Origin of the sequence: Methanolapillus africanus (assembly GCF_032714475.1) — an archaeon.
Taxonomy (GTDB): domain Archaea; phylum Halobacteriota; class Methanosarcinia; order Methanosarcinales; family Methanosarcinaceae; genus Methanolapillus; species Methanolapillus africanus.
On record NZ_JAWDKD010000018.1, the window covers coordinates 309,574 to 333,373 of the forward strand.

28 protein-coding genes are annotated in these 23,800 nt (G+C 44.9%); 8 read left to right on the forward strand and 20 right to left on the reverse strand.

What is annotated here, in order from left to right; translation table 11 throughout:
- Positions 1–91 precede the first annotated feature (91 nt).
- The 14 genes from MsAg5_RS05985 to MsAg5_RS06050 form a co-directional block, all read right to left on the reverse strand.
- Positions 92–229, reverse strand: coding sequence for a DNA-directed RNA polymerase subunit P (locus MsAg5_RS05985; protein WP_338099711.1), 138 nt, complete (start codon positions 227–229; stop codon positions 92–94).
- 93 nt (positions 230–322) lie between these two features.
- Positions 323–664: a 50S ribosomal protein L37ae gene (locus MsAg5_RS05990; RefSeq protein ID WP_338099712.1), complete on the reverse strand. Its 342-nt coding sequence runs from the start codon at positions 662–664 to the stop codon at positions 323–325.
- A 109-nt stretch (positions 665–773) separates the two neighbouring features.
- Positions 774–1,568, reverse strand: coding sequence for an exosome complex protein Rrp42 (gene rrp42 / locus MsAg5_RS05995; protein ID WP_420846998.1), 795 nt, complete (start codon positions 1,566–1,568; stop codon positions 774–776).
- A 5-nt stretch (positions 1,569–1,573) separates the two neighbouring features.
- A complete protein-coding gene (gene rrp41 / locus MsAg5_RS06000; RefSeq protein WP_338099713.1) occupies positions 1,574–2,827 on the reverse strand; it encodes an exosome complex exonuclease Rrp41 in 1,254 nt (417 codons plus the stop codon).
- 119 nt (positions 2,828–2,946) lie between these two features.
- On the reverse strand, positions 2,947–4,071 hold the full coding sequence (gene rrp4, locus MsAg5_RS06005) for an exosome complex RNA-binding protein Rrp4 (RefSeq protein ID WP_338099714.1): 1,125 nt from the start codon (positions 4,069–4,071) through the stop codon (positions 2,947–2,949).
- A 193-nt stretch (positions 4,072–4,264) separates the two neighbouring features.
- Positions 4,265–4,981 carry a ribosome assembly factor SBDS gene (locus MsAg5_RS06010; RefSeq protein ID WP_338099715.1) on the reverse strand — a complete coding sequence of 239 codons (717 nt, stop codon included), beginning with the start codon at positions 4,979–4,981 and terminating at the stop codon, positions 4,265–4,267.
- Positions 4,982–5,053: 72 nt separating this feature from the next.
- Positions 5,054–5,848, reverse strand: a complete 795-nt coding sequence (psmA, locus tag MsAg5_RS06015; RefSeq protein WP_338099716.1) for an archaeal proteasome endopeptidase complex subunit alpha — start codon at positions 5,846–5,848, stop codon at positions 5,054–5,056.
- 627 nt (positions 5,849–6,475) lie between these two features.
- Positions 6,476–6,745 carry a hypothetical protein gene (locus tag MsAg5_RS06020; protein WP_338099717.1) on the reverse strand — a complete coding sequence of 90 codons (270 nt, stop codon included), beginning with the start codon at positions 6,743–6,745 and terminating at the stop codon, positions 6,476–6,478.
- A gap of 17 nt (positions 6,746–6,762) precedes the next feature.
- The gene (locus tag MsAg5_RS06025) at positions 6,763–7,095 is read right to left on the reverse strand and encodes an Rpp14/Pop5 family protein (protein ID WP_338099718.1); all 333 of its coding nucleotides are present in this window, start codon (positions 7,093–7,095) and stop codon (positions 6,763–6,765) included.
- 1 nt (position 7,096) lies between these two features.
- Positions 7,097–7,978 (reverse strand): RNase P subunit p30 family protein, encoded by an 882-nt coding sequence (locus MsAg5_RS06030; protein WP_338099719.1) that lies wholly within the window; start codon positions 7,976–7,978, stop codon positions 7,097–7,099.
- Complete coding sequence (locus MsAg5_RS06035) at positions 7,971–8,420, reverse strand: RNA-binding domain-containing protein (RefSeq protein WP_338099720.1); 450 nt, start codon at positions 8,418–8,420, stop codon at positions 7,971–7,973. Before MsAg5_RS06035 ends, MsAg5_RS06030 begins: the two co-directional genes overlap by 8 nt.
- Positions 8,417–9,007 (reverse strand): 50S ribosomal protein L15e, encoded by a 591-nt coding sequence (locus MsAg5_RS06040; RefSeq protein ID WP_338099721.1) that lies wholly within the window; start codon positions 9,005–9,007, stop codon positions 8,417–8,419. The genes MsAg5_RS06035 and MsAg5_RS06040 overlap by 4 nt, the downstream gene beginning before the upstream one ends.
- 179 nt (positions 9,008–9,186) lie before the next feature.
- Complete coding sequence (locus MsAg5_RS06045; RefSeq protein ID WP_338099722.1) at positions 9,187–10,125, reverse strand: DUF1848 domain-containing protein; 939 nt, start codon at positions 10,123–10,125, stop codon at positions 9,187–9,189.
- The gene (locus MsAg5_RS06050) at positions 10,125–10,961 is read right to left on the reverse strand and encodes a hypothetical protein (protein WP_338099723.1); all 837 of its coding nucleotides are present in this window, start codon (positions 10,959–10,961) and stop codon (positions 10,125–10,127) included. Before MsAg5_RS06050 ends, MsAg5_RS06045 begins: the two co-directional genes overlap by 1 nt.
- Positions 10,962–11,117: 156 nt before the next feature.
- On the opposite strand from MsAg5_RS06050, the gene MsAg5_RS06055 reads away from it, so the two are divergent.
- The 6 genes from MsAg5_RS06055 (at position 11,118) to MsAg5_RS06080 (ending at position 14,105) form a co-directional block, all read left to right on the forward strand.
- Positions 11,118–11,342 carry a hypothetical protein gene (locus MsAg5_RS06055; protein ID WP_338099724.1) on the forward strand — a complete coding sequence of 75 codons (225 nt, stop codon included), beginning with the start codon at positions 11,118–11,120 and terminating at the stop codon, positions 11,340–11,342.
- A 48-nt stretch (positions 11,343–11,390) separates the two neighbouring features.
- Entirely contained in the window at positions 11,391–11,540 is a 150-nt protein-coding gene (locus MsAg5_RS06060; RefSeq protein ID WP_338099725.1) for a hypothetical protein, read from the forward strand.
- A gap of 104 nt (positions 11,541–11,644) precedes the next feature.
- On the forward strand, positions 11,645–11,983 hold the full coding sequence (locus MsAg5_RS06065) for a YbjQ family protein (protein WP_338099726.1): 339 nt from the start codon (positions 11,645–11,647) through the stop codon (positions 11,981–11,983).
- A gap of 47 nt (positions 11,984–12,030) precedes the next feature.
- Positions 12,031–12,618: a hypothetical protein gene (locus MsAg5_RS06070; protein ID WP_338099727.1), complete on the forward strand. Its 588-nt coding sequence runs from the start codon at positions 12,031–12,033 to the stop codon at positions 12,616–12,618.
- A gap of 58 nt (positions 12,619–12,676) precedes the next feature.
- A complete protein-coding gene (locus tag MsAg5_RS06075; RefSeq protein WP_338099728.1) occupies positions 12,677–13,264 on the forward strand; it encodes a DNA-3-methyladenine glycosylase in 588 nt (195 codons plus the stop codon).
- 343 nt (positions 13,265–13,607) lie between these two features.
- Positions 13,608–14,105 carry a DUF2798 domain-containing protein gene (locus tag MsAg5_RS06080; RefSeq protein ID WP_338099729.1) on the forward strand — a complete coding sequence of 166 codons (498 nt, stop codon included), beginning with the start codon at positions 13,608–13,610 and terminating at the stop codon, positions 14,103–14,105.
- Between the two features lie 463 nt (positions 14,106–14,568).
- On the opposite strand, the gene MsAg5_RS06085 is transcribed toward MsAg5_RS06080, so the two are convergent.
- The 3 genes from MsAg5_RS06085 to hcp form a co-directional block, all read right to left on the reverse strand.
- Positions 14,569–14,955, reverse strand: coding sequence for a CGGC domain-containing protein (locus MsAg5_RS06085; RefSeq protein ID WP_338099730.1), 387 nt, complete (start codon positions 14,953–14,955; stop codon positions 14,569–14,571).
- Positions 14,956–15,211: 256 nt separating this feature from the next.
- On the reverse strand, positions 15,212–16,276 hold the full coding sequence (locus MsAg5_RS06090) for a zinc-binding dehydrogenase (protein WP_338099731.1): 1,065 nt from the start codon (positions 16,274–16,276) through the stop codon (positions 15,212–15,214).
- A gap of 505 nt (positions 16,277–16,781) precedes the next feature.
- On the reverse strand, positions 16,782–18,449 hold the full coding sequence (gene hcp, locus MsAg5_RS06095; protein ID WP_338099732.1) for a hydroxylamine reductase: 1,668 nt from the start codon (positions 18,447–18,449) through the stop codon (positions 16,782–16,784).
- A 335-nt stretch (positions 18,450–18,784) separates the two neighbouring features.
- Between hcp and MsAg5_RS06100 the strand changes: the two genes are divergently transcribed.
- The gene (locus MsAg5_RS06100; protein WP_338099733.1) at positions 18,785–19,141 is read left to right on the forward strand and encodes a winged helix-turn-helix transcriptional regulator; all 357 of its coding nucleotides are present in this window, start codon (positions 18,785–18,787) and stop codon (positions 19,139–19,141) included.
- Between the two features lie 80 nt (positions 19,142–19,221).
- Positions 19,222–19,554: a DMT family transporter gene (locus tag MsAg5_RS06105; RefSeq protein WP_338099734.1), complete on the forward strand. Its 333-nt coding sequence runs from the start codon at positions 19,222–19,224 to the stop codon at positions 19,552–19,554.
- A 1,147-nt stretch (positions 19,555–20,701) separates the two neighbouring features.
- On the opposite strand, the gene MsAg5_RS06110 is transcribed toward MsAg5_RS06105, so the two are convergent.
- From MsAg5_RS06110 to MsAg5_RS06120, 3 genes are all read right to left on the reverse strand, one after another.
- Positions 20,702–20,965 (reverse strand): hypothetical protein, encoded by a 264-nt coding sequence (locus MsAg5_RS06110; RefSeq protein WP_338099735.1) that lies wholly within the window; start codon positions 20,963–20,965, stop codon positions 20,702–20,704.
- A gap of 125 nt (positions 20,966–21,090) precedes the next feature.
- Positions 21,091–23,061: a ferrous iron transport protein B gene (gene feoB, locus MsAg5_RS06115; RefSeq protein ID WP_338099736.1), complete on the reverse strand. Its 1,971-nt coding sequence runs from the start codon at positions 23,059–23,061 to the stop codon at positions 21,091–21,093.
- Entirely contained in the window at positions 23,062–23,358 is a 297-nt protein-coding gene (locus MsAg5_RS06120) for a FeoA family protein (RefSeq protein WP_338099737.1), read from the reverse strand.
- Positions 23,359–23,800 lie beyond the last annotated feature (442 nt).

Consider the following 23,800-nt stretch of genomic DNA (forward strand, 5'->3'; position numbering starts at 1 on the left):
CAGTCAACAATAAAAGAAACCTTGTAAAAGAAAAATGAAATTGAAATCTTATTTCAATTTCCGAAAGCCGAACCGGCGAAATCAAAAACCGTTATCTGGCTTCGATTTTCTTCCGGGTGGTCGGGCGTCTTTTCACAAGAATCCGGTGGCCGCAGTATGAACAGCGGACGCCTGACGTCTCATAGTCGATATCGATTTCTCTTTTACATTGGGTACAATAGTAAGACATATTCACCCTCCTGATTGAAATGATTTAAAAAAAGAACAAAAAAATAAAGAAAAGGAAAAGACGAACGGCCGTTCATCTTCTTTATTTTTTGAATTAATATTCGTCTTCCTGTTCCTCTTCGTCAAGGAAAGCGTAGTGGTATTTGGAGGCGCTGTCGGAGAGCGCGTTTTTCATTGTGTTTTGGAAAGTCTTTCCGACGGCGGTCTGCGGAATAAAGGTACCGCCGGCAAACTTGTAACCGCATTTGCGGCATTCCCAGATACCGGTCCCGATTCTTCTGACGGACGGCATGTCGCATTTCGCACAGGTGTGCGGTGCGTGTGTGCGGATTTCAAGGTCCGCCACTAACTTTCTGTCTTTTCTGCCGTATCTCACACCAAATCTGCCTGCAGATCTGGAAACTTTTCCCTTTCTGACATTTTTCTTAGCTGCCATAATGTTCACCAATCAATAATTTGTAATAAATTTAATCATAATTTTGTTACTGTAAACGTAAAAATCGTTGTCGTTATAATAAATTCAGACGATTTATAACCGAGCAGATTCAACTTCTTACAGAGAGATTGAATAAATATCTTTCCCTTAATTCAGCCGCCTTGTCTCGTCCGAGATTGACCATCTCAAAAACTTGCGCCGGGGTCAAAGCTTCCGAACCGCTCTTCTGCATACCGGAAAGCGCACCTTCCTTGTTGGTAATGACGGTGAGCTTCGTGCCGCACACTTGTCCTTCGTCCAGCGTCGGGTCAAGCATCAGCTGGCCGCCGACGTTGACAACGGTCACACCGACCGGATAATCTTGAATCGGCAACGGCATCGACGGGAAGCCGGTTTTTTCATCCGCCGGAACGGTCGTGGTCATGAGCGCCGCAATCGCGCCGAGGCTGGAAGCGTCGACCAAGTTGCCCGCGTCGTTGATGACGCTGATGTCGACAAAAACCATCCACACCAACTCGCCTTCTTTAATGCAAAGCTTCGCCAGGTCGATGGAATGAGATTCACGGATTCCGCGGTCCACAATCCGGGCCATTTCAATGGATTCTTCTTTGGGCGGTCCCGGTTCAAAGTCGGGTGACGCCAGCGGATTCATTTCCATACCGGTCATGATGATGCCCTTGTCCGGGTCGTCCGGGAACGGGGTGCCTTTTTGAAGTTTAATGCCGACGATCACTTTCGTTTCGCCGTATTTAACATAAGCGGAACCTTCGGCTTTGGCGATAACATTCGTTTTCACCGAAATGTCGCGCATCTCAAAGAAGCCGCGGCCATCGGCACGCTTGCCTTCGATCACTAAGTTGTGAATAAAATCTTTCTTTAAAGCGGAAATCACTTCATTGCTCATGAAAATCACTGCTCCTCATCGTCTGCGTCGTCGTCTTCATCTTTGGTTTGACAGGCCGCTTGACCTTCTGTGTCGCCGGCGTCGTCAAAATCATCGTCTTCCAAAACGATAACTTCAAGATCGTCGTCGGTGATTTCAATGATGTCGATTTCGTCATCCGTCACTTCAATAATATCAATTTCATCGTCAAACTCGGCAACGATATCGATTTCGTCGTCGCTTTCAACAATAAAGACGTCGGCGTCCGCTTCATCCGCGTCGTCCAAAACGTCTTCAACGATGCCTTCAACAAATTCGTTTAAGCTGTCTTCGCTTTCGAAAAGACCGGCTGCCAAATCGGCGTCGCCGGCGTCAAGAGATTCTTCGTATTTTTTAATCAATTCGGAAACGCCTTTGGCCAACCGCTCGGAAACGTTGTTCACGAATTCTTCAATGTCTTCGTCGGTCATCGCAATGTCTTCGACGTCGTCGCCGCACTCACAAGCGCAGGCGCCGTCTTCAATAACGATGGTTTCTTCAACCGTTTCATCGAAATTACCGTCCGCCACGAACTTTTCCATAAGGGCGGCTTTTTGGATTTCAAGAACTTGGCGGCATCCTTTTTGAACAAGCTCCATCGCTTCTTCAAATTCGCTCGGCGTCAAGTGTCCGTCCATCTGAACCAATGTAATTTTGCCGTCTTCCGTCATCGCAATCGGCAAATCGGCTTCGCCGTAGTTGTCTTCCGGCTTGTTCAAATCCAAAACGATTTTGCCGCCAACTTTTCCGACGGCGCAGGCGGAAACGAGGCCGCGGATCGGGATACCGGCGTCAACGAGCGCCAACGACGCCGCGTTGATGGCGGCCGTCCGGGTGCCGGCGTCCGCTTGAAGAACTTCGACAAAAATGTCGATCGCTGCTTTCGGGTATGCGTCGGTGAGCACGACCGGCTCAAACGCTTCGCGGCTGACCTTTGAAATTTCGCTGCTCCGGCGGCTCGGGCCCGGGCGGGCGCGGTCTTCGACGGAGAAAGATTGCATATTGTACCGGTAGCGGATAATCGCTTGTCCGGCGCGCTGGGTGCGCTTCGGGTGGGCTTCTCTCGGGCCGTAAACGGCGGCCAAGACTTTGTTGGCGCCCCATTCCAAATAACAAGAACCGTTTGCACGGGAAAGAACGCCGATTTTAATTTTCATCGGGCGGATTTCATCCGGTCTTCTTCCGTCTGTCCTCAGACCGTTCTCATCGAAGAAAACCACATCATTCTGATTTGAGCTCATTTGACTATCTCCAGTTGCATAGATAACATTGAATTTTGAATTTAAATGTATGGATACGATATTTATAACAAATTCCGACTGTCTGAATCATACTATCCGAACTTAAAAGGACCGTCAGATCAGAGATTTGCCTCCGGTTTCGGCGTCTTTTTCAAAGACGCGGTCTTCGGCCGCTTGGCGCGCACCGGACGGCTTTCGCCGGATTCATTGTCAACCGGCGCCTCGGGTTCAATTTGAGACCGGGCTGTTCTTTTCGGCGCGGATCTGGGACCCCGGGACGGTTTGGCTTGGGCGGCACCGGCAGGTTCCGCAAGCGTTTCGGATTTTGATTCGGATGCGCCTTCATTCTCTGCCGCACCGTTTTCATCACCGTTTTCATCGCCGTTTTTCACTTTGACCGCTTTGCCGACGTTTTTCGCCGGTTTTTTGGCTTTCAAGGCGTTCGGCGAAGCCCTTTTAGGTCTGTTGTTTCCGTTCAAAACCGCTTCGGTGCCGGACTCATTCTCGACCAATGCCGGCGGTTCTTCAGCGTCAATATTTGAGCCGCCGCAGCCGCAGCTGCCGGGGCAATCACAGCCGATGAGCGCGTATTGCTCATCAATAAAAGCGGAAACCAAATCCGTCAAACCGGACAGTTTCGCGTCCCGTTCAATTTTGGCCAGCGCTAATGTTAAAATTTGCAGATCTTCTGACGCGCCGTTCATCCAAATACGGCCGTTGTTGCCGACAAAGATGTCGCAGCAGGTTTTGGCTTTTAACATGGAAATCATGGAGCCGGACCGTCCGATGACGCGCGACACTTTGGAAATCGGAATGTCGTAAATGCGACCGGTTTTTAACTTTTTACAGATCGGGTCGCCTTTGTACGTCAATTCGATTTTCATTTCCGGATTGACGTCGATCACTTTTAACAAAACAGCATCGCCGACGTCGAAATGTTGATTCATTTCCTCGGACGGCACACGAACCGGATATTCCGACACGTGCAAAAGCCCTTCGTAGGGACAGCCGATATCAAAAATCCAATTCGACGGCGTGACGACGGTCACATAACCGACAACTAAATCGAACTTTTTCGGCATGTAAGGACCTGAAAAAGGGAGAACTGAAACTTTATCCTTCTCGGACACAAAACCGCAAACGGACGCATAAACTTTTCCGCCGGACACATAAGTTCCTGAACCGGCTTTTGACGGGGTTGACGATAATAATTCTCCGGGTATGACTATTCTTTTCGTATCCATTTGCATCCTCTGAAAAATTCATTCCTTGAATTTGTGACTTTTCTTCTCTAAACTTTACCCTTTACGTCCTTATCTTTTTTAAGCCTATTCACTCAAAAATGGAGAATCATAGAAATAAAAGAGAAAAAAGAAAAAAAGAAGGAAAAGATATTTTTGAACAATATTTTGAATCATTAATATTTTAAAACCGCAATCAATCTTTTTTGGGCGCGTCGTCCTTAATGAGTTTGGTTTCCGCTTCGCCTTTTGTAAAGTGGTTGAGCATCGCGTAAAAATCGGTTTGCATGCCGGCCGGAATTCGGATGACCGCAATCCAGGAACCGTCTTTTTGCCACTCGTTTTTCAGCATTTTACCAAATCCGGAAACTTCACCGTAGGCGCGGGGCGCGTAAAGCGCCGGGATCCGAACGGCAACGCTGACTTCTTCAAACCGGATCGGAATGAGCGGCCGAATCGCCTTCATGGTGATGTTGACGAGCTCGTCGACGCTTTTCATCGGATCGATATTCACTTTGGCTTCTTCCATCGCGAGCTCAATCCGCTGCGGCGGATGCGGCGCCATGGTTTGCGGGTTGATCGCGTTTTGAGCGATAAACGTGACGACCATGCGTCTCTTTTCTTCAAGGAAACGCTTGCGCTGCTCTTTTGTGAGTTGAAGTTCGCCGTCGGTTAAAATTTGCTTGGCGATTTCAAGCACGTCGTCCGTGTGAAAAATGGAAATGAGATCCGTTTCAGCAATACGTTCGCCGCCGCGGGCGTCTTCAAAAACGCCTTCGACAGCCAACGCTTTTGCGATATCGACGGGTTCTCCGCGTTTAAAAGCAAGACCCAGTTCCGGGTCGACGAGAATTTCGAATTCTTTGCTTCCCTTTTTTAATCGAGCCGTGACGGCTTCATCCAAAGAAACCATAAAATCAACTCCTTTCCGAAGGCGGTTTTGAACAAATTCATCATTGAAGTGACATGAATATTAAATATTAATTTAAATATCGCTGTCTTCTTCCTCAACTTTTTTGTCGGACTTCTCGTCTTCTTTTTCCTCAGTCTTCGGATATTTTTCATCAATTTTATCCGCATATTGAGCGACTTCGTCGGCAGTCAGTTTTCTGAATTTTTTAAACGGCGCGGTGATGACGCCGACTTCGAGCGTCATGGGATCAAATTTGCCGTCCGCCGCTTTGTAAAGCGCTTCGACGCCGAGGAAAATCGCGTCGTCGAGATCCATGTTTTCATCGTATTGCGCTTCAAACGTTTCGATGACCGAAATCCGGCCGGCGCCGATGGCTGTGGCTTTGTATTCCAAAAGTGCGCCGCTCGGGTCGGTTTCAAAAAGACGCGGTTTGTCGTCTTCGACGCCCGCGATTAAAAGAGACGTTCCGTACGGGCGGGTGCCGCCGTATTGGGTAAATGTTTGTTTGTGGTCGCAGATTTTTTTAGAAAGGACTTCGACGCCGATGGGTTCGTCGTAAGAAACGCGGTTGATTTGCGCTTCCACGCGGGCGCGGTCGATGAGGGCGCGGGCGTCGGCGACAAGACCGGACGTGGCGGCGCCGATGTGGTCGTCGATCTGGAAAATCTTTTCAATGGACGCTGCCTCGATGAGGCGGCTGGTGACGCGTTTGTCCACCAATAAAACAACCCCGCCTTTCACTTTTAAGCCGACCGCCGTTGTTCCGCGTTTCACGGCTTCTCTTGCATATTCTACTTGGTACAACCGTCCGTCCGGACTGAAAACAGTGCTGGCGCGGTCATACATTTGGGGTGCCATTTCTCTCATTATTTATCTCCTGATTTTTGGATTCTTTTGTAAGTCGAATGTATTTGAATTTTATTATATGGTTTTAATTTTATTCAAACAGAATGGATGATTTATAGGATGTTTCTATTTATAAACTGTGATATAAAGATGTCAGGGTGTAAATAAATGTACTCTTTTTTTGTTTTGGCGGGCGGCATGCGCGCGCGTTATGGCGACACATTTTCTGCGAGATCTAAGAAAGACTTCCCCCGACGTCTCATTTTGAGTTTTGGAAACCGGACTTTAATTTCTAATTTTGAGTTCAAGCAAACCGGACATTAATTTCTAATTTTGAGTTCGAGCAAACCAACCTTTAATTTCTAATTTTGAGTTCGAGCAAACTAACCCGCTTAAACAGACGCCTTTGCGTCAAAATTCCTACGCTTCGCTCCGTAATTTTCAGGGCAGTGGGAGGCTGTATCCATAAGTTCGCTACGCGAACAGCTCCTTTCAGTCGCTAAAAACACATTTCATTCAAATTTTATCCCAAGAAAACCACCCCACTTAAACAGACGCTTTGCGTCTGTTTAAGTGGATACCGCGCAATTGGAAAGTGGAAATTGGAAACAAATCGGTGCAAAACTGAACAAAATGAAACCTGTATTGTTAGAAAATAGTTGATACAAAACGGTACCAAGTAAAACCTGTATTGTTAGAAACAGTTGATACAAAACGGTACCAAGTAAAACCTGTATTGTTAGAAAACGGTTGATACAAAACGGTTGATACAAAACGGTACCAAGTAAAACCTGTATTGTTAGAAAACAGTTGATACAAAACGATACCAATAAAACCTGTATTGTTAGAAAACAGTTGATACAAAACGGCACCAGTAAAACCTGTATTGTTGGAAACGGCAGGTACAATCGGCACCAAAAACCGAGCCCGGGCGTTTAAGCGCCGTTCAAAAATTGAGTGGCGGCGCCTTTCACGGTACCGGAAACGCCCAGCGTCTGAACGACGACCCTTTGGTTATCGATGACGGAAATAAAAGCCAGAACCGCAATTGTTTCGGAAACGGCGGTATGATGGCATTTGACGATTCCTTTGCCGTTTTCAAAACCGTAAACGGAAATTCCGGCAGCGGCAAAACCGACGTCACCGAGAAGAGAAGCGCCGGCGGACGAGACGGCGGAAATCACAGATTCCCGAGACACGTTCGCACCGAGAACCTCAATCGCAACATACCGTTTTCTGAGACGAAGCGTCGGAAGAAGCGGCTCCATTTTAGATCTCTCCTTTGTCTTTGTCACCGACATTGATGTCGAGTTCTTCGATTTCGACGCCGTTTGACAGTTTTAATCCGGACAAGATTTTTCGCCGTTCATCAATGACGGTTTTCGGAGAATCGTAAACCGCTTTTTTGGCGTCCGCTTCGGAAAGCCCCAAAAGTTTTCCGAATGCGACGAGCGCATAAGAGTCACGCAAATCGTAAACGGATTTCGCGCCGCTAAAAACCAGAATCGGAACGTCGTATTTTTGAAGAATCGGAATCATTTCAAAAACGCCGGCCAACAACTTGCTGCGGCGAAAACCGCGGGTTTGAAGGAATGGAAACAAATCAAAACCGAATGCGAGATGGTTGTCAGCGGCCAGTTTGGCGACAATGTGATTGATTTGACCGATGGCCGTATTGTAAGAACTTCCGCGGCCGTATCCGTTGTCGCGAACAGAAATCGAAATCGGATTGATTAAATCAATATGATTGGATTCAACAGCCGCCCGAATGATTTTTTCATCGGCCGAGCGGACCGACAAAAAATCGGCTTTTTTGCGGAATTTTTGCATTTGAGACGTCAAATCGCCGGTGCTCGACGGACTCATCTCAACGCCGGAATAAAAAGATAATTTTGAAGATAATTTGGATAAATCGGATAAATTTGAAGGATGGTTTGATTGAAAACCGGATGAAACGGAGGCGTCCGAATCGGCCGTTTTTAAAACAACGATATCGGAAAAGCGGAACTTTTCAAACAAAGACAAAAGCGGCGGCTCGTTTGAAGCGGCTTGCATGTTGCCGGATGAAAAAAAAGATGCGGATTCATCCGACTCGTCAAAAAGAGCGGCAGAGACGAAATCGAACGTTCCGGATTTCGCCGAATCAGCCAAATAATTCCTCCACAATGAGGCCTGCTTTTTCCCAGCATTTGGGATAAGTTTCAATTTTAATTTTCACAAAAATGGCGTCTGAAGACTCCGTTAAGCGGAGGCGTCCGAGCGCGGCGTCTTGTTTGGAAAAACGCATGAAAAAGTTCAGGTCGTCGTCCAAGCGTTCCGGCATTTGGGAACGGAGAAGTTCGCGGTCGTCGTCCGTGAGATTTTCCTGGAAAAACTTGGAGAATTTCATGCAGGAACTGTTGCGTTTCAGTTCGGCGGTCGTGATCGACATCGGGTTGCCGAAATGGCCTTCAACGGAGATAGTTTCCACTAACTCGGAGAGATTGTCTTTCGGGGAAAGACAGGGAAGCAAAAAAAAATCCAGAGCCCCAAGGACTCCGGATATGTCTTCTGTCGCGTGCGTAATCACGCGAAAATGGATATGATGAATCACTTTCCTCTGTTCCTGTTGGCGCGAAGGCTCGGTCTGTTCTTTTCAGAACCGTTACCGCGAATCATCAAACCGCGTCCTTTCTTACCGGCGCTGGTCAAGCCGCGTTGGGCTCTTCCGCGGTTGGCACCTTTACAAATCCAGTTCAGGTGTTTGTCGCTTTGGATGACCGGGTGGTTCGGGTCCACGAGGATGACTTCGTACCATTTGAATTTTCCGTCTTCGCCGACCCAGTAGGAGTTCAAGACTTCCATGTTCGGGTATTTGCGGGCGGCACGTTCTTCACAGATTCTCTGGATGCTTTTGCCGGCAGTGATTTTGTTCATGCCCATGTTGTGTGTGCGTCTTCCGCGGATGTATCTCGCATGTCTGAGACCTCCTCTTCTGACTTTCACACGGGTGACAATAATGCCCTGTTTGGCTTTGTATCCGAGTGCGCGTGCGCGGTCGATTCTTGTCGGGCGTTCGACTCTTGTGACAGAGCCGGCACGTCTCCACACTTGGAGGCGTTCCCATCTGAGTTCGTCAACGTAAGTTTCTTCCGGTTTTTTCCAGGCGTCTCTGACGTATCCGTAAAAAGATTTTACCAATTTGTTTCACCATTTTATTTCTCGTTTCACGGTTCAGCCGACAGATTTTACCGGCCACATTCCAACGGGACGGATCCCGAAATGAAACAGGAGTCAGATAATTGCCTCATTGCATTTAAAGGTTTTTGGGAAAAAGATGAGAAATAAAACTAAAAAATAATGAAAAGTAACATTGTTATTCAAAAATTGAAAAGTTCTTTTTGATACTTCTTATTACTTTTTAATGAACGGTCTTTGATAACATCTTTGGAAGTGACATCCCCGATTAACAACGGTGACAAAGAATTATGTAATCCGGAATTTTTCACAACTAAGCTTTTGCTGTGATTTGCATAGCAATACCGGCAGTCGTTCAAACAACTATTATAAGCTCCAATGTCAATGCTTTCAACACAACTGCATTCTAATCTTTGATTTTTATCTTTTTTCAAATTCAAATGAGAACCTGTCAATCTTTCAATTAATTTTTCATTAATGCAGTGCGCATGATTGATCCCGTATTGAGATAAATTGAGATCCTCCGCACAAGTTTCAATCAGAAGATTATTCTCGCGAGAAATAGCTGAAAAACCATCAGCAATAATATTTTTTTCATCAAAAGACAAATCTCTGATGTTCAAATTAGAAATATTTTTTTCTATTTTGGAGTAAAAATCAATATAACTGAAAATGATCTTTTCCGTGAAACCATTGAGCTGACCGGCCAATTTTTCAAAATTTTCAAGGTGATAGGAAACGGTATACTTGTCACTTAAAAATACAGGATCGTAACGCCAAACGATCCTTTCGGGACCAATGAGATCTGATAGTTTTTGGAAAGTTTTAATAATTTTTTCTTTATTTGGCAATCCTGCTTCAACTTCTTTGTCATAAGGATTTAAGGTAAACAAAAAATAAAACGGATAATTTTCCAGTTCATTTAATCTTTCGATAAGAGGTTCCGGATTCTTCGTCCAAAAAACAATGCAATCTACAACATCCGGAGATAAGGAAATATTACTGATTTGATTAACATTCATTGGATTTCGAACATAAACAAATCCTTCATTGAGCCTGTTTAAAAACCAATCGGAATAATAAGACGGAATGTCAGTTCGTCGGCTTGCACTGATAATCATTATCTGACCTTTCTTAATATCATTTGAGCACTCGTACACTTTGCATGTGGGTCGTATATTCTCTTCAAATTCAATGGTATTTGAATAGGAAACTCATTTGGATTCTCATCACCGTATGGGTAATAACGTCCATAACCTTCAAAATGGTATTTACTAACGGAAAAGTTTCCGTTTATCAATCTTTCAAAACACATCCTAACAGATGCGTAGTTTATATCATTTATGATAACATAAGAATTCATCGGTAAATTGTTGATAAATTCATCCATATCTCGGATAAACGCTTCAATATCGTCTTCAAATGCCACAATATGTGAAAAAACATAATTAAAAATAACAAGATTCGGATTCCAATCCCTTGCCAAATTATTGATATTAGGAGAAAACGCCACCTGAGGATAATGTTCTCTAATTTCACCCTGGACATCGTCCCAAATATCACAGGAATCAATTCCGACAAAATCAAAATTCTCAAATCTATGATCCTCATGAGCCATATAATCTATTGCAAAAAGATCAGTACATGGTCCGCACCCAATAGAAACCGCTTTTATTTGATCAAGATTAATATTCCTCAATGCGAAAACCATTTCGTTTGCATATTTAAAAGAATATTTACAAACATAATAATTCGCCATATGAATGCAATCATATTTCCTTTTATACGACAAAGGATTCAAACTAAAAATATTATCAAAACATTCTTGACAACCCACATCATTCTCACATTCGAATTCATTTGCAACGCATGAAGGACATTTTAAATTGTTATTACATCCTGAGCATCCGGACACATAAGATTCATGACAATACCCAACAATATCTTCAATAAGCATAATTCATTGAATAAATTTATGAAATATAAATATTTTTAATTGTTGAAAAAATATACTAGCTAATTATATCGATATGAAGAACAATAAAAATCAATTAAAACTCAACCAACCCCTTATAATAAGATATAAAAGCGATAGGCGCTTATAGGATGTTTCGTGACTTCATTAAATCGAAAAATAACGGTTGAAATCGACCAAAACGGGCAAAAATCCGAGCGGGAAATCGACGTTTCGGAAAAAGAAACCTACGAGGGTTTGCTCAAAAAGATGGGCGTCAATGAGGAAACGGTTTTGGTTTTTAACAACAAAAAACCGGTTCCGTACGACGACGTTATTGAAGACGGAAAGATTCAGATTTTAAAAGTTGTTTTTGATCAATAATTTTGATATTTTTGATCAATAATCCAAAAAAAGAACAGGAAGATAAAAATGGTATTCAGTGCCGTCGGATGGTTTGTATTGGCTTATTTTTTAATTATTTTTGTGATCATTGTCGGCGCCGTCCTTTTACTCATCAAAGTGTACAATGACCGCGTCAAAGACAAAGAAGAAGAAAAATACAAAGATATCAAAAAATAATCATTCGATTCAGATTATAAATTCAAAAATAAATTAAAAAATAGATTCAAAACAAATTTAAAAACGAAACCACATAAAAATTCAAAAAACAAAAGGGAACGACAATGTTAACCACCACTCAAGATAATTTTTCAAATTACGACGTTGAAGAAATCGTCGGCATTGCCCGCGGCAACACCGTCCGCGCGCGCCACCTCGGAAAAGACATTATGGCCGGATTCAGAAACATGGTCGGCGGCGAAATTTACGAATACACGAAGATGTTGGCGGAAGCCCGCGAGCAGGCTTTTGACCGGATGGTCGACGACGCGAAAGGCATGGGGGCTGACGCGATTGTTTGCTTCCGGTTCCAGACGACGACGATTCAAAACGCCAGCGAAGTCTTGTGTTACGGTACAGCTGTGAAATTAAAAAATTATGACGGGAAGCACCATAGGGAATAAAAATCCCAATGGGTTGCAGTTTCACACCGTTGCAGGTCTGATCCATCATGACAAACGAAATAAGAAATGAAATCCGGAAAGTCGACGAGACAAAGGAAAAACTGGTTTTCATTTACGCCATGGACGGCGGCGCGATGAACAAGGCGTCCTACTTTTTTAAAAGAAGCCTGACGCCATCAAAAATCGAGTGCCCGCTTTACAGCGTGACGCATGATGCCAAAGGCATCAAGCCGGAAGTTGTGGACTTCATGAAGCGGTTCGGCGTTCCGTATGAGATTTTGTACCAAAACGAATTCATTCAAAAATACGAAGGTTTTGAGATTTTCGGGAAATTTAAGATTGCGGAAGCGCATTTCCCGTCCGTCTACATTATTCTCGGCGACGAGAGAGCCGAGCGCGATATTTATGAGTTGATCCAGCCGAAATATTTCCAAAAATGTGAAAGCCTTTCCTGCTTCGGTAAAGTTTTGAAACGAAAATATACCCAATTCCATGAACTCGGTCCCGAAGAATTCCGCGCGCAAAGTAAAAAAGCGCAGGATTTTGAAACGGACGAAGACGCCGAAAAGAAACAAAAAATCGAAAAGGCGCACGAAAAAATTGTCGAGATGGAAAAACAAATCGAAAAAGAGTAAGATGATTCAAAATTCAACCACTCAAAACTCAATCATTCAAAATCGTTGATGGGAAAACATGACGGAAAAACAATCGACTAAAAGCCAATGCCAAAGCAAAAGTAAAAGCAAAAAATCGAAGGCGAAATCCGTTCAAAAATTAAAATCTGATTTTTACACCCGCGACGTTTTGGAGGTTGCGCCGGAACTGCTGGGCAAACTTTTGGTTCGGAAACTGCCATCGGGCGAAATTCTCAAATACAGAATTACGGAAACCGAAGCTTACCGCGGCATTGAAGACACCGCCTGCCACGCAAAAGCCGGAAAAACAAAACGCACGTCCGTCATGTTTGAAGAAGGCGGCTGTTCTTACATTTATTTGTGTTACGGCATTCATTTTTTACTCAATATTGTAACGTCGACAAGCGAAATCCCGCAAGCGGCTTTGATCCGAGGCGTTGAAGGATACAACGGTCCCGCCAAACTCACAAAAGCGATGCAGATCGGAAAGGAACTCAACGCTGTGGATTTAACGGAATCGGACGAACTGTGGATTGAAGACGATGGCTTTGCTGCGGAATATATCACAACAAAAAGAATCGGAATCGATTATGCAACCGAGCCTTACAAGAGTATTGAGTGGCGCTACGTTTTGAAAAACAGATGAAAAGTTGTTGTTTTTCTTTTTTGCCTGTTTCTTTATTTTTGTTTCATTTTTTTGGTTTATTTTTTTGTTTCATTTTTTTCTCTTTTTTTGGCGGGCGCCGCGCGCGCGTTATGGCAACACGTTCTTATGACCCGAAAAAACCGTGGTTCGGTTTAATTGATCATGACAAATCTGCGGTTTGTCATATTAATATGCCAGATTATTCCAGCAAAAAATCTATCATAAATATACATACAAGTGACATCATTTTACAGGACCATAAGCAGTTCATTTAAATAGAACCTCTGTAAATAGTGCCGCAGCCCACCGTCATGGACCGTGTGGCGCTTAGGAGGAAAACTTATTGTTATTTAAAAATAAAACAGAAGAGCTCTTTTTTGCCCTATTGTCATCCTGCCTGATGGCGTACGGGATGAACGTTTATAACATTGCGATCCACACCGGCGGACTTCATTTGACCGCCTTTGTCGACGCCCTTTACTCATTTCCGCTCAGTTGGTTCATTGCGTTTTTGCTCATCACTCTGATCGTCAGCAAAACAGCTGTCCACCTCACTTTTAAGATTGTGCAACCCGACGGCCGCCCGGCATTTAAAACGCTCGGCATCCAAACGTTCACCGTTTGCATGATGGTCCCACTCATGGCGCTTTACGGAACACTCATCTCTTCCGGATTGACCGCCAATTTGCCAACCCTGTGGCTGCAAGCCATTTTGTTGAACTTTTTGATGGCGTACCCGCTTCAGGTCTTTATTGTCGGACCGTTCGCACGGAAGGTTTTTGGCATGGTTTTCGGCAATGCCCATACGTCGGATAAGATGGCTGAACCGGAAATCGTTTGAGTTTCTTTTTAGATCGGTTGCCGGCGCGCGCGTACGGCGACCATTTTTATTTTGATTTTTAAAAACGGACGGCGTTTATTGAAGATGCCAAGCAAACCACCCCGACTCTTAATTTTGATGTCGTGCAAACCCTCCCGAAAAATCAAACGCTTTGCGTTTGATTTTCTCGGAATCCGATGAATAAGATAGGATACAGTAGCAGTAGATGCAAACTATAACTGTCAACTGCAGGTGCAATCTGAACTAAAAATTAGAAAACAGAAAGTACAAACAGGACAGTCAACTGCAGGTGCAACCTGTACTGTAAATTGGAATGTATCTGCGGATCGGATTCCGCAAAATACAGACGCAAAGCGTCTGATTTTGCGGGGTTGTTTGCTTGGCTCGAAAAAAGAAATGAAATTAGAATTGAAATTAGAATTGAAATTAGAATTGAAAGTTGAATTAAAAATTCAACCTATTTTCAATGGTGCGTTCCTTCGACAACGGAAAGCCCCAAATCTTCAACCATTTTTTTGATGGAATCAATGTGCGGACACTTGGCGTAACCGTCCATGTCTTTGCACATGCAGGAACTCAAATGAACGGTGGTTGCCCCGAATTTTTGAACGGATTTGCACAACCTTTTGACACGCCGGCCGCTGCAGCCGCCGCACGTAAAAGCGGCCACCATTTCGGCGGAATCGTCATAATCGGAAAAGGCAACGGTCTTGTTGTTGAACGCTTTGAAACAGCCGCCGCCGGAACAGACTTCGGCGACGATATGGCAGCGAACCAAAGCGATTTTGACCGGCTTTTCGGATTCCGGATCTGAAACCAGAGACTGTGTTGATTGGATTTCATGAGACAAATAAATCACCTGTAACGGAAAAACAAAATAAAGCAAAATAAAACAAAATAAAAAACAACATAATGAACGAATGAACAAATCCAACCAATAATAAAAACCAATAATAAAAACCAATAATAAACCAATGACAGAACAATAATAAATTCAATTGAAACAACAATTTTTAATTTAAATTTAAGAGGGATTGAAAAACAAACGGAAAAACATATCCCGTTTGCTTTTCTGAGGTTATAGAATTGTAGACAACGACCCCGATTTATGCCTTTTTATCGAAATAAACGATCGGCTTAATCAAATCTTTGGGTTTGTCGCGCATCAAATAGAAGGCGTCTTCGCAAGCGTCAAGCCCGTAGAACTTGTGCGTGATCATTTTGGACGGGTCAATCCGGCCTTCCAAAATCATGTCAAAGAGGCGTCCCATGCGGCGGCGTCCGCCGGGGCAAAGACCGCCGATGAACTTTTTGTGGCCGCAGCCGAAACCGGAGCCGAATGTCGGAATGAGCAAACCTTCCGGATCGGATTGAACTTCAATGTTGACGACCGTTCCGCCGGGGCGCACCATGTTGAATCCTTCTTCGATGCTGCCGGTACCGCCGCCGGCGATGATGACGACGTCGATTTGGTGGCCGCCGTTTAATTTGAGGACTTGTTCCGCAATCGGACCGTTCTTGTAGTCAATGACGTCGGTTGCACCGTATTCTTTGGCCAACTCGACGCAAACCGGACGGCTGCCGACGGCAAAGAGTTTTCCGGCGCCGCGCAGCGCGCTGCCGGCCACGGCCATCAAACCGACCGGACCGATACCGATCACACAAACGCTGTCGCCGAACTTAATGTCCGCGAGTTCCGCGCCGTGAAAACCGGTCGTGACCATGTCGCCGACCAAAACGGCAGCTTCGAGCGCAACGCCGTCCGGCACTTTGGCAACGTTCATGTCAATATCGTTGACTTTGAAACATTCCGCCATACAGCCGTCTTCACCGGATGATAATTGCATGCCTTGGAAAAGACCGCCTGCGTGCTGGTGGTAAGAATCTTGAACATCTAAGCTGCGCCATTTGGGCGTGACCGCCGGAACCGCGACAACGTCGCCGACTTTAAAGTCTTTGACTTCACTGCCGACTTTGATCACGCGGCCGACGGCTTCGTGTCCCAAAATACGGTTGGGCGTCGCCGGAATGTCGTAGGCGGTGTGAACGTCCGACGTGCACGGACAAATCGCCACCGGCTCCAATAAAGCGTCGTACGGTCCCAAAACGGGAACTTCTTTGTCGACCCAGCCAACCTGTTCAAACGGTTTGATAACACCAAATCCTTTCATCGAAAATAGACCTCCATTTGTAATTTAGATTATAAAACATAATCAATAAACATGAAATTTCGATGTTATTTAAATATTATGCTAAGGAATTTAGGAAGATATGACGAAAAACAAAGAATAAATATAATTAACAAACGTGAGAAATGAATCCGAATAAGAAAAATAAATTCAAAAAGAAAGGTGAATTCAAAAAGAAGGAGGTTACAAATGCCGCCGATTTTAAGAAACCGGCGGCATTTGAAATGTCTGAGACAATTTTATGACTGATTTGTTTTTACCGTTTTGTTTTTAATATTTTGCAATTACTGTTTTGTAACTACTGTTTTGTAACTACTGTTTTGTAACTACTGTTTTGTAACTACTGTTTTGTAACTACTGTTTTGTAACTACTGTTTTGTAACTACTGTTTTGTAATTACTGTTTTGTTGTTACTGTTTTGTAATTACTGTTTTGTTGTTACTGTTTTTGATTTATAATAGAGGGTACAAATCCGAAAACGAATTCGTTAGATGGTAATCAAACGCTTCATGTCGGCGTCCACGTCCGAATTTTTGCTGATGTTAAACGTCTTGATCAAAACATCCAGCACGTTGGGTGAAACACACGCCGGCAAGACCGGTCCGAGAACAATGTTTTGAACATTGAGGGACAAAAGCGCCAGGAGGACCAGGCAAGCCTTTTGCTCGTACCAGGCGATGTTGTAAACCACCGGCAAATCGTTGACGTTTTCAAGACCGAACGCCTTGGCAAGTTCCAGCGCAATGACGACCAACGAGTAGCAGTCGTTGCATTGTCCGGCGTCAAGAACGCGCGGGATGCCGCCGATGTCGCCCAGATCCAGCTTGTTGTACCTGTATTTGGCGCAGCCGGCCGTCAAAATGACCGTGTCTTTCGGAAGCGCTTGTGCAAATTCAGTGTAATACACACGTTCTTTGTGGCGGCCGTCGCAGCCGGCCATGACGACGAATTTCTTGATTTGTCCGCCTTTGACCGCGTCAATCACTTTGTCGGCGACGCTAAGAGTTGCGTTGTGCGCAAATCCGGTGGTGACGGTACCGTCTTCAAGCGGCGTCGGCGCCGGGCATTTCTTGGCCAGCGCAATGATTTCGGAGAAATCCTTTTTGCCGTCCTTGACCGGGATGTTCTTGAGTTTGAGGCCGGTCTTTTTGTCGGAGAAGCCGACCATGTTGGTTGTGAACAAACGGTTGGCGTAAGACTCTTTCGGGGGAACCAGACAGTTGGTGGTCATCAGAATCGGACCGTTGAATTTTTCAAATTCGTCCTTTTGCTGCCACCAGGCGTTGCCGTAGTTGCCGACCAGGTTTGTATACTTTTGGAAGGCCGGATAAGCGTGCGCCGGAAGCATTTCGCCGTGTGTGTAGACATCGACGCCGGTGCCTTTGGTTTGCTCGAGCAGCATTTCCAGATCTTTCAAATCGTGGCCGCTGATGAGAATTCCCGGATTTTTGCCGACGCCGGTTTTGACCGCGGTCGGTGCCGGGTTGCCGTAAGCGCCGGTGTTGGCGGCGTCCAACATGGCCATGACGGTCACGCCGTTGCTGCCGCATTCCAAGAGGAGTCCGACCATTTGGTCCACGGAAAGCGTGTCGTCGAAGGTGGAGACCAAGGCCTTTTCAATAAATTTGTAAATTTCTTCGTTTTCGGAACCCAAGATACAGGCGTGGATGCCGTAAGCGGCCAATCCTTTGAGGCCGTAAACCAATGTTTCCCGAAGGGAGCGAACGTCCACGTTTTCCGTTGCCAGGACGCTGACGTCGGCCGGATTTTTCGCCATCAACTGGTCAAGGGAAATGGTGGCTGCGTCGGCCATCTTTTTGGACGCGCCGGAAAGTGCGGCGGAGCATCCCGCATTGCCGCAGACTTTATGGCAGACGGCGTCGCGCCGTGCAATAGTGTCCGCAATGGACTTTTTGAAATAATCTTCATCGAAGTTGACGTTGGTGAGCGTTGCAAAAAGCGCTTCCATGACGAAAGGACCAAAGGTTTTGTCGTCAACATTCTTTTCCCGCGCCTTCATGTTGCAAAAGGCGTATCCTTTAAGGGCGTAAATCAACTTGTCCTGAAGGACCGCAACATCTTCCTTTTTACCGCACGCGCCGCCGTTGGTGCAGCCGGTTCCGTTAATTGTTTCTTCGCACTGATAGCAAAACATTATATTCACTCCTGTCTGATCAATCGCAAACGAAAAGTCAAATGAAGCGGGAGCAGATTTAAAGCCGCATTCATTTGACGGTTTCATACTTTTTTCGTTTGAAGCAGATTGAAAATTGTTTTTAATTTTTAAAATATGGAACGTAGACGCTCCATATTTTATGTTTTAATTTTTGGTTATTAATTATTTAGTTGGTTTTTGGGTTGGTTTTTAAATGTTTTTGGATTGTTTTTTGTTTTTTCAAAAAGACGTTCTTGGAAGAAATACTATCTTTTTGATAGTTACTAGTAGGAAGATATTTATTTAAATAGTAGATAGTATCTATTCAGATACCTATGAAAGATTGTACGATTTACAAAGTTACGGACCTTGTCGGCAAAAAGTGGACCCTTTGCATTCTTCACGAATTATACAAAGGCGACATGTGCGACAAACGGTTTAATGAATTGAAGAACTGCCTGTGCGACATCACGCCCAAGACGCTCTCCATGCGGTTAAAGGAAATGGAAAGCGAAGGCTTAATTGAAAAAAGAATCGATTCGTCGTCCTTCCCGGTCAAGTGCGAATACACGCTGACCGACAGCGGAAAAGAACTGGTGGAAGTTGTCCAGGCGCTTAAAACCTGGGGCCACAAGTGGAAAGTCGATAACGAGGCTTGCAAAAACACGCTCTGCATTCAGTGTAAAAACTGAAAAAAGGAATCATTTTTATAAGATTTTGGCGTTATTGATTGGAACCAGGGGACAGTTTAGAGATCCCCGGAGGAAAATCAATGTCACCATGGATTTATTTGCTCATCGCCGGTATTTTTGAGATCGTCTGGGCGACCGGATTGAAATATTCAGAAGGATTTACAAAATTGGGACCATCCGCCGCCACCATTGTCGGCATGATCATCAGTTTCTACTTTTTGGCGCAAGCCACCAGAACGCTGCCGCTCGGAACGTCTTATGCGATTTGGACCGGCATCGGAGCCCTCGGAACCGTCATCATCGGCATCCTCGTTTTCAAAGAGCCGGCTTCATGGACACGAATGTTGTTTTTGGGATGTTTGATCGTCGGCATCGTCGGCTTGAAACTGACGTCCGGCGTGTCAACGCAATAATTGAAAAATAACGATCGTTTTTGGATCAGTCGTCAAAAACGAATGCGATAACGCGCGCGGCGGTCGCGGCACACGGCAGCAAACGGGTTTAGCAACACATCGGCACGACAATACGCAGGCACGTCAACACATCGCCATGACAGAACGGTTTCCATTCCGAATGTTATCCCGCAAGTTCCGAACTCTGAACGCCGCAGGCGTGAAGAGGCGGAACTTGGCGATTACTATAAAAATAAGATGAGTGGACAAAACAGCAGATGAGTTCCGTATTTTTAGATTCATTCCGATTTGCACCTACAGATTACTATTTTTAGATTGCAGATTGCACCTTACAGTTAACTGTTTTTAGATTTCAGTTTGCACCTGCAGTTTACTATTTTTAAATTCCAATTGCACCTACAGTTCACTATTTTTAAATTCCGATTGCACCTACTGTTCCCAACAATACAGGTTTTTCCTAATCCGGTCTGTTCTACTGTTGACAACTGAAACTGTGCTTGTCAGCGGTATCCGTAAAATACAGATGCTTCGCATCTGATTTTACGGGATGGTTTGCACGGGAAATTGGAACAAGCAAAATCAAATTTTTAGCGACCGAAGGGAGCCGTTCGCGTAGCGAATTTTAGAAGCAGACTCCCACCGCCCTGAAAAATTCCGAGCGAAGCGACGGAATTTTTGCGTCAGAATTTCCGGGATGGCTTGCGTGATATATTCAAAAACAAGCCACCCATTTTTAAAAATGCAAAAAGAAAATGTATGCCGTAACGCGCGCGCCGGCCGCGGCGCAAAAAAGAAAACAGAAAACAAAAAAGAAAAATCATGATAAGAAGAAAGCAGGTTTAGAGGTGGAGTTTTAAACGCTGCTTTCTTCCTTATGAAAGCTGCCCGGCAATTTGATTGGCATGTGACGCAATCGTAATTTGTGATGGACAAATCTTTGAGGGAACGATTGCAAACAATCACCGGCAGTCGGCAGTCTGTCTTCAATTGAAAGGGTGTCGTGCGGTCCTTTCAACGGAGTCTAAAAAAGATGACAGCCGTGTATATTATTGGAATTTTGAATAAAATTAAAATGAATTTGAGTGGTTTTTTAAGCAAATTTGAAACTTTTAAGTAAATATTGAAACGACAGAGACGCCGTTTCATATTACGTTTTACTTTTCGGTTTGAAAGAGTCATTCAAATTTCCGGCAGCCGGATTTGTTTTCTCTTTGCCGTCCGTTTTTGATTTCGGCGGCGAACAACAGCCGCTTGATCCGTATGCTTTTGATTTGGCGCAGCACCCCGAAGAAGAACAGCTGCTGCAAGATGTTTTTCCGTTCAGCATTCCCCACAGCTTGTAAAGAATCACGATGCCTGCAAAGGCAATCATGCCGTAAACAAGAAGCTGGGGAAGAATGGAAGGATCCATAATTCCGCCTCCGTTTTATTTTTAATTTATTTTTAAGTTTTATTTTTAAGTTTTATTTTTTAAAATGAACTGTACGGTTTCCCGTACAGCATTTCGTACGCATTTACATAATTTTCAACAGACCGTCAGCCGGTGAAGTACATCGAGATGTGCGGCCATCCGACCAAAGCGACCCTGTAGACGATAAAGGCAACCACGTAGGCGATCACGGTTTGGTAAGCCGCCGCAAAGACGGCCAGTTTCCAGCTGTTGAGTTCCCGCTTGATCGTGACAAACGCCACCAGGCAGGGCAAATAGAGGAGACAGAAAACCATGAACGACAGCGCAACCGCCGGTGTGAACGACACCAGAAGTTCTGCCGGAGAATACAGGATTTCAAGAACCGAAACGACGGCTTCTTTGGCGACGAATCCGGTGAGCAGCGCGTCTGCGGCGCGCCAGTCGCCGAACCCGAGCGGACCGAACAGCGGCGCGATGACGGAACCGATGACGCCGAAAATACTTTCGGCCGGATCATCAACGGCTTTGAGGGCGAAATTGTATCCTTGGAGGAACCAAACCACGATCGACATCGCAAAGATGAGCGTTCCGGCACGGATAATGAATCCGCGGGCTTTTTCCCAAATGTGTTTGATGTAAGTATAAATGTCAGGCATCCGGTACGGCGGCAGTTCCATAATAAACGGCGCGTCGGGACCTCTAAAGAGGGTCTTTTTCAAAAGCCAGGCCGAGAAAATGGCAATCACAATGCCGAGCACATAGATGAACAACATGATGATGCCGGCGTGCGCGGCGAAGAACGCGGCGATGAAGAAGCCGTAAATCGGAAGCCGGGCGCCGCAAGACATGAACGGCGTAATCATAATAGTGACTTTGCGGTCCATTTCGTTGTCCAGCGTTCGGGCGGACATGACGGCCGGAACGGAGCAGCCGAAGCCCATAATCATCGGAATGAAACTTTTTCCGGAAAGGCCGATCTTGTTGAAGAGACGGTCCATGATAAACGCCACGCGGGCCATGTAACCGGTGTCTTCCATGAGCGTCAGGAAGATGAACAGAATCACAATCTGCGGAACGAAGGTGAGCACACCGCCGACCCCGGCAATGATGCCGTTGACGACGAGGTCCAACATCCAATCGGAAACGCCGGCGGACGTAAACCAAACCTCGACCCAGCCGGCCAGCGTTTCGTTCAGGAAAATATCGATGGCGTCTGAGAAAATTGAACCGAACCATCCGAAAGACAATTGGAAAACAATCAGCATGATGGCCAAAAAGATCGGGATGCCAAGCCATTTGTTGGTGAGGAGGGCGTCAATCTTTTTGGAGCGTTCGGCCTGAACCTGCTTTTCGCCTTGTTTGACGGATTCGGCGACGATTTTTGTGATTTGATCGTAAACTTCGGACGAATGTTCGTCGAAATCGATCTCATCCGCGGATTTGAGCTGAGATAAATCGAATTTGGTTTTGTCAAACGCGTAGCCGGCTTTTCCGGGAACATATCCGGGCATGTTTTTGTAACTGTGATCCAGGATGTCGTTGCTTTTGTCAATCAATTTTTGAACGCCGCCTTTGGCGACCGACGACGTGTGTTTGCCCATCAGTTTGGCCATTTTGGCGGAAATGCCGGTGCCTTCGATGGCGGAAATCGGAATGACCGGAAAGCCCAGCAGGACGGACATTTTTTCAAAATCAATAATGGTCCCGTTTTCTTCGACTTCGTCCATCATGTTGAGCGCAACGATAACGGAGCAGCCGAGTTTTTTCAATTGAAAAGTGAGATAAAGACCGCGTTCCAGGTTGGTCGCGTCAATAATATTGACGACGAGATCCGGTTTTTCATCAATGATATAATTGCGGGCAATAATTTCTTCCGCCGAATACGGCGTGAGCGAATAGATACCGGGCAAATCGACGACGTCGACGGTTTCTTTACGGCCGTCTTGACCGGTTTTAATATAAGAACCGGTTTTTTTTTCAATGGTGACGCCGGCCCAGTTGCCAACCTTTTGGTTGGAACCGGTCAGCCGGTTAAAAAGAGTTGTTTTTCCGCTGTTTGGGTTTCCGGCCAGTGCAATCGTGTATTTGCCGGACATTTAAGAAACGCTCCCGGTCACTTCTGTCTTGGCAGAGTCGGCGCCGGCAGCCGGGACGGTACATTTGCGGATGTTTTCAACATGGATGCCGGACGCTTCTGTTTTCCGGATTGACAAATTGTAGTTGCGGACGCGCAATTCAATCGGATCGCCCATGGGCGCCGTTTTGACGACTTCCACGCAAGTGCCGGGGGTCACGCCCATGCACAGCAAGCGGTTTTTCAAAACGTTGCTGCCATCGATACCGACAATTTGACAGGTGTTTCCCGGTTTAACTTCTTTTAATGTGTGTGTCATGATTTTTGAATCCCTGTATTTTTATGTTTAAATTTTTGATTTTTTGTTTTTATTTAAAGTAAAGATTATGAGAATAATTATAGGAATAAGAATGAAAATAATTACAACATGATAAGGACGATGATGATAATTTGATGATAATTTGATAATTGAAAAGATTGAAAATTAAGATTTTGAAATTGAATCTTAATTTTCAATATTTTGGATTTTTGCTTTCAGTTTTGATTGATTTCGTTTTTTGGGAAATGACTGAATGGAAAACATATGTATTTTGTTTTCTTTGGGTGTTGTGATTTTGAATTCACTTAGTCTGCTTAATTGGTTTTTTAGAGTTTTAAACAAACAAGCCGTTACGAAAACATATGAATGAGAGGGTTTTTCATAAAACTCATATTTTTTCATATAGGACATTGTTTTTTGTCCGTTTAAAATATTTCGTCGT